The 9,875-nt window shown below is 47.2% G+C and carries 3 protein-coding genes and 2 pseudogenes; 2 read left to right on the forward strand and 3 right to left on the reverse strand.

Annotated features, from left to right (window positions below; all coding sequences use genetic code 11):
• Positions 1 to 688: 688 nt before the first annotated feature.
• A complete protein-coding gene (locus IXB50_RS00970) occupies positions 689 to 7,825 on the forward strand; it encodes a SpvB/TcaC N-terminal domain-containing protein (RefSeq protein ID WP_215607069.1) in 7,137 nt (2,378 codons plus the stop codon).
• A 170-nt stretch (positions 7,826 to 7,995) separates the two neighbouring features.
• Here the strand turns inward: IXB50_RS00970 and IXB50_RS00975 are convergent.
• Together IXB50_RS00975 and IXB50_RS00980 are read right to left on the reverse strand one after the other, a co-directional pair.
• Positions 7,996 to 8,238: pseudogene (locus IXB50_RS00975) on the reverse strand (transposase); the annotation flags it as partial.
• A gap of 51 nt (positions 8,239 to 8,289) precedes the next feature.
• On the reverse strand, positions 8,290 to 8,493 hold the full coding sequence (locus tag IXB50_RS00980; RefSeq protein ID WP_215607071.1) for a hypothetical protein: 204 nt from the start codon (positions 8,491 to 8,493) through the stop codon (positions 8,290 to 8,292).
• A 122-nt stretch (positions 8,494 to 8,615) separates the two neighbouring features.
• Between IXB50_RS00980 and IXB50_RS00985 the strand changes: the two genes are divergently transcribed.
• Positions 8,616 to 9,119: a hypothetical protein gene (locus IXB50_RS00985; protein ID WP_215607072.1), complete on the forward strand. Its 504-nt coding sequence runs from the start codon at positions 8,616 to 8,618 to the stop codon at positions 9,117 to 9,119.
• 32 nt (positions 9,120 to 9,151) lie between these two features.
• On the opposite strand, the pseudogene IXB50_RS22930 reads toward IXB50_RS00985, so the two are convergent.
• A pseudogene (locus IXB50_RS22930) lies at positions 9,152 to 9,460 on the reverse strand (transposase); the annotation flags it as partial.
• Positions 9,461 to 9,875: the final 415 nt, after the last annotated feature.

Consider the following 9,875-nt stretch of genomic DNA (forward strand, 5'->3'; position numbering starts at 1 on the left):
CAACGCTTTGATGAGTTGTTTCCTTCAGTACCTAAAAGCTCTTTGAAACACCCATCCCACAACACTTAATTACGCCCAGATAGATTGACTCAGTATAATCGTCCCTCAAATTTCGGGCTCAAGCTGTTTAAGATCCTTATTGTCTTCTGAAAAACAACTACTACATTATCATTCATTCTTGGGGCAAAAAAACTCACCACAAAGCACAACCGTCTAAGGCTGAATCGCCATGGCTAACCAAACGTACCCAAAAGGAATGCCAAGCTGTCGATGGGTTTTGTAGATAACTTCAGCATTGGAAAAGACGATCCTTCTCTGATAGAGGCTGATAATACCCTTGCATCTGCTCATGGGCACGGGCTTGTTGGTGGCATAAGTAGTCTTACAGCTAAAGCGACTATCCATGGCTGACTGTATTTCCGCTTGGGATCCACTAATCGAGAAGGGTGATCAGGTCATGCTCTGACTATTTGCGGTTATACCCTGACTCATTGCTCGCAAAGAAAGTTAGTCTTGTCACCATTCGATCATTGAACCGGTGTAGAACAGGAACACGGTTTGCGAATTGATGCATCCGTTAATCAAGATTTATGATCACATTATTCCTCCTTTGCTGGAAGAGGCATAAAATCCAAAGATTACTCGAATACAAGTATTCTTACTTGTTATCTTCGTGGATGGAGTACTTATGAACAATGATCGTCGGATCGAGACTCCTCAACTGTCTTTACCTAAGGGTGGGGGAGCGATTCAGGGAATTGGAGAAACGTTCCAGTCCACGGAGTTTACAGGTGCGGCGACCCTGTCTATCCCTATTCCAACCACGCCCTGTCGGGGAAGTGAGCCCCAATTAAGTGTTGGCTATAGTTCTGGCTCGGGCAATGGCATATTTGGCTTGGGGTTTGATCTGACGATTCCTAATATTGCCCGTAAGACGTCAAAGGCCATTCCTAAATATAACGATACAGATCGTAATACAGATATCTTCTTGTTTTCTAATGCAGAGGACTTAGTGCCCGTTGTTGCTGGAAAACCTCCTGAAAGTGGCGATCCTGACTATACGGTAATAGCTTATCGGCCACGGGTAGAAGGATTATTTGCCAAAATTGAACGTTGGACACACAAGACGACAAAGGAGACTCACTGGCGGGTGGTGAGTGCAGAGAATGTTATCAGTTTGTTTGGCAAAACAAACCAGGCACGGATTTATAATCCCGAGCAGCCCAATCAGGTATTCCAATGGTTATTGGAAGAAGTCTTTGACGCTACAGGGAATTGTGTCGTTTATCAATATAAGGCAGAAGATACTACAAATGTTCCTGATGTTCTTTTTGAAAAGAACCGGGTGCAAACGGCTAATAAGTATATTGAGCGGATTAAATATGGCAATGACGCTCCTTTAGTAGAGGGACAAGATCTTCAAGCTACTAAGTGGTATTTTGAAGTGGTGTTTGACTACGGTGAGTATGAGATTAGTTCAGCCTCTCTAAAGGCTAAGCAGACCTATATTCCGGCTAATCCCTATACTCCAATTAATCCGTGGAAAAATCGTCAAGATCCTTTTTCGACCTACCATGCTGGGTTTGAGATGCGTACCCATCGGTTATGTCGAAATATCTTGATGTTTCATCGGTTTGAGGAGGAGTTAGGTGAAACTCCAATTCTTGTGCATGCCACCCGCTTTCACTATGATCAGCAACCAAACCTGACACAACTAAAGACTGCAGAATCCGTTGGCTATCGGTATCACCCCAAAAAGAATGGCCAAGCAGCTGAGTATGAAGCCAAGGGACTGCCGCCGATAGAATTTGGATATACGACGTTTACGCCTAAGAAGTATACGTTTGAAGCAATTACCCAGGATGCCGAGCAACCGCTGCCGGGTTTGAATTTACCGCCCAATTATCAGTCGATCGATCTCTATGGGGAGGGGATTCCAGGGGTGCTCTATAGTGATGGAGCAACGACGCTGTATTGGGAACCTCAGGGAACCAGTAATGGCGCTGATGTCGGTGTCCGATATGCCCAGCCTAAACAGCTTGAGAGTTTTCCCATCGAGCGTCAGGTGCAAGCGTCTAACCGGATGTTGATGGATCTAGCAGGGGATGGCCGTACTGCCTTGGTGGTTAGCGACCCTGGGGCCAGTGGTTATTATCACTATGATCCTGATCAGGATACCTGGCAGGGATTTCAGCCTTTTTCCCAGTTTCCCACTGACTTTAGCAATCTTCGCAACCAGATGGTGGATGTGACGGGGGACGGGTTGATGGATATTCTCCTGGTCGACCGTGATCGTCTACAGGTTTACCCGTCTGAGGGGGAGCGCGGATTTGCCTTGCCGCTACTACGGCAGCGGGAGCATGAACTGCCTATGGCTAAGTCTGGGGATGTGGAAGAGGTGCTGCAGTTTGCGGATCTGTTTGGCACCGGGAAGCAGCATCTGGTGAGGATTACCAATGGGGCAGTGGAATGCTGGCCCAATCTAGGCTATGGCAAGTTTGGGAACAAGGTGCAGTTGGGCGATGCCCCTCGATTTGAGGGGAGACTGGATGCGTCTCGACTATTTTTGGTGGATATTGATGGATCGGGAACGGCGGATATTGCCTATGTGAGTAGAGATCGCATCCAGATTTGGTTTAACCACAGCGGTAATGCCTTTAGTGACCCGTTGACGATTGCTTTGCCCAGTCGGTGGGATAACTTACAGCAAATTAACTTTGCCGACATTTTAGGCAATGGGACGACGGGGGTGGTATTTAGTGAAAACCATGTAGAGCCGCGCCATTGGTATTACGACTTTTGCGGTAAGAAAAAGCCTTATTTGTTGAATACAATCAACAACAATCTTGGAGCGATCACCAACATCACCTATGCCAGCTCAACTCGGTTTTATCTGCAAGATAAGCGACAGGGAACGCCCTGGGTGACCAAGCTGCCTTTCCCGGTGCAGGTGGTGGAAAAGGTGGAGGCGATTGATCAGATTTCCCAGACGCGATTGGTGAGTCTCTACAGCTATCACCATGGCTATTACGATCGGGCTGAGCATGAGTTTCGGGGCTTTGGTCGGGTGGAACGGCAGGACGCGGAGACCATTTCTGATCAGGCTAAATCTACCGATGTGTCACCCATTTTGACTAAGACCTGGTATCACACGGGGGCATGGCAGCAAGAGGCGTCTTTATTTGAGCAGTACGAGCAAGAGTATTTTAAGGGCGACGCACGGGCGGCTCAGGTGTTTAAGCCGGTATTTGAGTGGGGAGACCATACTCCTAACGATACAGAGGTGCGGCAGGCCCATATGGCGTTGAAGGCTACCGTGTTGCGATCGGAGGTATATGGGCTGGATAAGTCAGCGTTAAAGAAAAATCCCTATAGCGTCAGTGAAGCGGGGTTTAAGATTAAGTGCTTGCGATCGCAAGGCAACAATCAAGATGCGGTTTTCTACGTTTGGGAACGGGAAAACCTGGCCTATGCCTATGAGCGCAATCCTGAGGATCCACGCATTGCCCACACCATTACGGTCAAAATTGATGATTATGGCAATGTGGAACAGAGCTGCGCCATTGCCTATGGGCGGCGAGCAGCTGATGCCCTACCAGAACAAAAGAGTTTGAAGGTGACCTATACCGAAAATCGGTTTGTCCATCTGGATCAAAATAATGGGGTTAGGCTGTTGGGGGTGCCGGTAGAAAGTCAGACCTATGAGCTAACGGGATTAGGGTTAGATGCTGGCAAGGAGTATTTTGACTCTGAAAGAATTGCTGAAAAAATTAGTGCTGCCAAGCGGACTCGACTGAGCTGGGAACGTCACTTTTATTGGAATCAATCCTTAGATCAGATTTTGGGTTCAGGGCAGGTGGGGCCTCAGGGGTTATTGGCCCGCAGCGAAGGGGCTGTGGTGGAAAAACAGAAAATTGAGTCGGTGTTTTCTGAGGTGTTGAATACATCGGAGTTAGAGACCTATCTGAGGGATCAAGGGAAGTACCAGTTTGATCAGGGGTATTGGTGGAACCCTGGACTGACCCAGACCTATGGAGGGCAAGATCACTTTTATTTGCCGACTCACACCACCGATCCATTTGGGCATATCAGCCAGGTTGAATACGATAACCACAAGCTGTTGGTGAAAAAGGTTACCGATGCCATTGGCAACGAAATGACTGTAGAGACAATTGATTATCAAACCCTGCAGCCGCAAAAAATAACGGATCTAAACAACAATGTTTCAGCGGTCAGATTTGATCCGCTAGGGATGGTGATGCTGACGTCTCTCTATGGGACGGAAAATGGTAAACGAGTTGGGTTTTCTGAGGTAAGTGATGCTCCTCTACCTGCCTTTAAGATGGCAGATGCCATCAGCAATCCTCAAACTTATCTGCAGGGAACCGGCAGTTATTTTTACTACGATCTATTTGCCTGGAAGGATAACCAGCAGCCGGTTTATGCGGTTAATCTGATAGCTGAAAATTACAATGCTGATACCCGAGTGCAGACCCAGATTACCTACAGTGATGGGTTTGGGCGGGAAGTGCAAACGAAAATGCGGGTGGATGCGGGTAAGGTGTTTTCTGTTAAGGCGGATGGCAGTTTAGAAGAGAAAGAGACAAGCACTCGGTGGTTGAGTTCTGGCCATAAGCTATATAACAACAAGGGCAAGCCGATTCGTGAGTATGAGCCCTACTATATTGATACCCATGGGTATGTGGACCATCCGAGTCTGAATCGGTATGGGGTGTCGTCGGAGCTGCATTATGATCCGCTGGATCGCCCGATTCGGATGGATACGCCTAAGGGCTTTTTTACAAAGGTGGAGTTTACGCCCTGGGAAGAGCAGCACTATGACGAGAACGATACGGTAAAGGACTCCCCTTATTACAAAAAGAATCACAATAACAAGGATTTGCCAGCAGCGGAACGGCAGGCTCTGGAAAAAGCGGCACAGTTTTACGATACGCCTGAGATTAAGGTGTTGGATAATTTGGGGCAGACGGTGCGGGAGATCCAGCTGCGGTCGGATCAGCGACGGTTAGAAACTCGGTATGGGTTAGATATTGTGGGCAATCAGCTGTCCAGTGTTGATCCGCGTTTGGCAGCCCAGGGGTCGGACCTGAAAAATTTTCAGATGGAATATGACCTGATGCAGACGGAGCTGCGGACGGTGAGTGCGGATGGGGGTACCCAGTGGAGTCTGAACAATGTGATGGGGAATCCGATCTATGGTTGTGATGCTCGTGGGTTTGTGGTGACGACAGAGTATGATGCGCTGCACCGTCCGGTGGCTGTGGGGGTTAAGGGGGGTGATGGAGAGCAAGCCTTGGATAATTGGGTGGAGCGGATGGTTTATGGGGATAGTGTGGAGGATGCTGAGGCGAAGAATTTACGGGGGCAGCTTTATCAGCACTATGACTCGGCGGGTCGGGTGCAGGTGGATGCCTATAGTTTGGATGGACAGCCTCTGACAACTCAACGCCAACTGCGGGATGAGTATAAGCTGGAGGCGAATTGGAATGGAGAGACTCAATCCGATGAGGAGCTGCTGCAGGATGAGATTTACGTATCAACAGCTCGCTATGATGCGCTGGGACGAGTGATTGAAGAGAGGGATGCGGATGAGAATGTGCATCGTCCGGTGTATGACTTGACGGGGTCGCTGGTGCAGCTGCAGATAACCCACAGTGAAGAGACAGAGCCAACCAGCTATGTGAACCGTATTGAGTATGATGCGAAGGGGCAGCGGACGCAGATTGAGTATGGCAATGGGGTAACGACTACCTATGAGTATGAACGAGAAACGTTCTATCTGAAACGGATTTTGACCCAGCGACCGGATCAGTCTCTGTTGCAGGATTTGAATTATGTTTATGATCCGGTGGGCAATATTACTCAGATTGGGGATAAGGCTTGGGATACGGTGTTTAATAACAACCAGAAGGTGGATCCGGTTTCGACCTATAGCTATGATGCGCTGTATCGCTTGGAGGAGGCGACGGGGCGACAACATATGGCATTAGGGCAGAGACAGCGTAGTCCCTTGCCTGATGAGGACTTTGTGCCGTTGCAGAGTTTGAATAATGGGCAGGCGGTGGAGAATTATATTCGTCGTTATTCCTATGATGATGGAGGGAATTTATATCGGATCCGGCATGAGAGCAATCATGGGAATCATACCCAGCGTTTGACGGTTTCTGATCGGTCGAATCGGGCGGTGGAGAGTGATTTGTTGACGGCGACTCAGCCTCAACCGATGGCAGCGGCGGTGGAGATTGACCGCTTTTTTGACGCCAATGGGAATCAAACGCGGACGAAGGGGATGGGGCCGATCCGCTGGAATTATCGGGACAATATTGCCAGTGTGACCATCGTTGACCGGAAAGAGAATGGGCTGAATGATGTGGAGTTTTATGTGTATGACAGCAGCGGCGACCGGGTGCGGAAGGTGATGGAGCGCTATGGCAGTGGGGGGACGGTGGCCCACGTGGAAGAGGTGGTTTATTTAGGTGGGGTGGAGATTCGTCGAACGCGGCGAGATGAAACACTGACGGAGGAACGTCGGTGTTTGCGGGTGATGGATGATGAGCGGTGCATTGCGGTGCGCAACCGTTGGACGGAGGGTGAACCACCTGCGGGAGTGAAGCGGATCCAGGTGAGGTATCAGTTGGAGAATCATCTGGGGTCGGCGGCGATGGAAGTGGATGATGCGGGGCAGTTGATTAGTTATGAGGAGTATTTTCCCTATGGGGGGACGGCGTTTGTGGCGGGGCGGAATGCGGCTGAGGTGAAGTTAAAGCATTATCGTTATTCGGGGAAGGAGCGGGATGGGAGTACGGGGTTGTATTACTATGGGGCGCGGTATTATGCGCCGTGGTTGGGGCGGTGGATGAGTTGTGATCCGGCGGGGACGGTGGATGGGTTGAATTTGTATGGGTTTGTGGGAGGGAATCCAATTACCAACAATGATGCCGACGGACGGATGTTCAGTAAAATAGTCAAGAAAGTAGGAAAATACGCCAACAACGTCTTCAACTTCAACAACTTCAACACCCAAAAACGTTTCAAAACCTACAAAATATTAAGATACAATATCGAATTTAAGGGTCGTCAGATCCCAGGACACGAGCAGACCCTGTTTACCGGAAAGAGTTACCAATCAATTCTTGCGAATTTTAATCGAAAAGAAAAAAATGAATCGAATCCCAACGAAAAGAAGAAAATAATAGGAATAAAGGAGGCGTTCGAGAAAAACAAGGGATTGGTCGGAATCAGTCCAGTGGAAAAGCAGACAAAGGAGATGAAAAAATTACTACAACAAGGGCAAAGTCCAAATAACAACGACAACGGGAAGTTGTACAACTTCAGGACCTATAAAGGTGAGAAAGCAACAGTGGGTCGCTATACCAGCCTCGGGACCATGGACGACAGCAAGAGTAAGAACGGCAAACAAATCGGCAAGCGCACGGCGGACAGAAAACCGGTGGACGAGGTCCTCGTCCAGGACACGGAATTAACATACGAACAAGCGGCAAGAACAGTTAATTACTTCACTGATAGTTTTAATAGAGTGAAGATCGGCCCTAGTGGCGACTACGCGTTGCTCACCAAGGAGCCCTTTACTATAAGACCAGATAAGGAGAATCATTGCTGTACATTCAGTAAGGGAATAGACGAGATTCGAGCGGGCAAATCTATTCCGGGGGCTCAGCTGATGCCGAATGACAAGAAGAAAATTTTCGAAAACAACAATATAGAACACCGCACAGCAACCGATCAGGATATAAGAGACCTGTCAAAAAATGGAATAAACATTAATCTTAAGAAGAAAGTGTAAACGTGACAACTTGTTTTGAAGATTGATGAAGCCAGGTAGGGTGCGTGACTCTCTCTTGTTCAACTGAACAGGTATAGAGGTAGGGTGCGTGACAACGCACCACTTCCAAGAGCTAACGCACCACTCCAAAACCCTTTGATAAGGTGCGTTACGCTTCGCTACACAGCACCCTACATCTTATCCCAAATATCGTGAGGAATTATTGGACTCTCCTCTTGACACCAATTCGGTGGATAAATTCCCTCCGCAATAAACCGATGCAAACTCGGATACTTCCAATTCTGCGGTTTCTCACACAAACCATGACGTACCGGATTGTAATGAATATAATCACAATGCGTTGCAAAATCTCGCTCATCGCGAATCCAATGTTCCCAATACCGACGTTGCCAAAGATTACGTTCTCCTCGCTCCATGGCATCTCAGTACCCTAAGCTTTATTTCAAGCATCATGAGAAATTACCTTACATTAAGCTAGCCGCAATAATTGTCACCACACATCTATCATGTTTCTCAGAAGCCAATGATTCATAATCCTCAACTAGAGTGAGATAGTGCTCAGCAATGGGTTCATCTGAAAAGCAAGCAATAAAACCAACGCTATTATCTGTAATAGCTCCACCAAGACCGATAGCAACTTCTCTTGCTTCTTGTAGTTCAGTCATCATACTCTCTTGAAAATGAAAATAACATCATTCCTTTATGCTCTCATTGTCCTACGATTTAGACCAATATAAGGAACAAGGTTTATACTTGTTATTATCGTTGATGGTTAAGGCTGGAATTGCTTATGGCTGCATTGTCAGATAATCCCAAAGATTTACAACGATATATCTTGCAAGATCAGCAGCCTGTTGTCTGTAATGACGAAGCCACCTGGCGCACATTTATGAATGACGGCAATAATTTACTAGTTGCCAATGACCCAGCCGGTAACTTTCAAGTTATTACCGTATTTTTAGGCTTCAATTACGGCAACACCGAGAAACCCAAATTTTTCCAAACTACCTGCCTAGGAGCAGATAGCGAAAAACATCCCCATTACACAGCAACCTGGGAAAAAGCTACATTACGCCATCGATGCTCTATCAAATGCGGCGAAATCTTAACTGACTTTGAAGCAGAACGAGCAGCAGGGATTGATCGATCTTGGGAATTCATCGATTGCACTATCGTTCCAGGAGAGATGCAATTTATTCTTAAATCAGAAGCCGATGCGCTAAAAGCAATGCCTCAAGACAAAAAACACTGGAAGCGTCGAGGCAGAATGATCGTGTTTTGCTTTGATGTTTAACCCAGCAAGCGTACTGTTCTGAACTCTAGTTGTCAAGCGGCTGGCATAAGTTTATCAGGGTCAAAGGGTTTTCTAGATTTAAGTACCCCACATATGACTCTGATAAGCTTATGCATCAATGCTCCCACCACTTGCATCTTGCATTTGCCTGCGGCCAATAAGCGTTCACGAAAGGTCTGAGCCTGAGGACACCGTTGCAATAAAACCAAAGCCGGAAAGTAAAGCGCTTTTCTCAATCAGCGATTACCGATTTTACACAAGCGAGTTTTACCCTTGACGGACGTTCCCGATTCATGTTCTTGAGGTGTGAGTCCCGCAAACGCAGCCAGTTGACGAGTTGTAATCTCTTTGCTATTCAAGAATTTAGCAGACTTTAAAGAGTAATGTTACAAGCATTTAAGTAGGTTAGCCTAATCGTTTATAAGATAGAAGATCAGATGTTTGGCTTCCTCGTATAAGCCCCCAAACCCCCAATACTGGGGGCTTTGAGTCTAGTCTCCCCCAGTATTGGGGGACGGGAGGGGGCCTCGGTATCTGAAGCATAATTGGGACAACCTACTTACATTAACCTTCAGAGGAGATATCTAGAGGCTCTCAAGGGAAATAACAGATAGTAATTAAACACTATTGATCCCCTGATCACCCTTTACTCATTTCTTAACTCCTTACGCTAAAAAAATTAACACCTAAAGCGATTTCATATCCTCAAAAATCGCTAAACTTATACGTAATTTCAACCAAATACTACGTTTACAA

This window comes from Leptothoe spongobia TAU-MAC 1115 (assembly GCF_018739885.1).
GTDB lineage: Bacteria > Cyanobacteriota > Cyanobacteriia > Phormidesmidales > Phormidesmidaceae > Leptothoe > Leptothoe spongobia.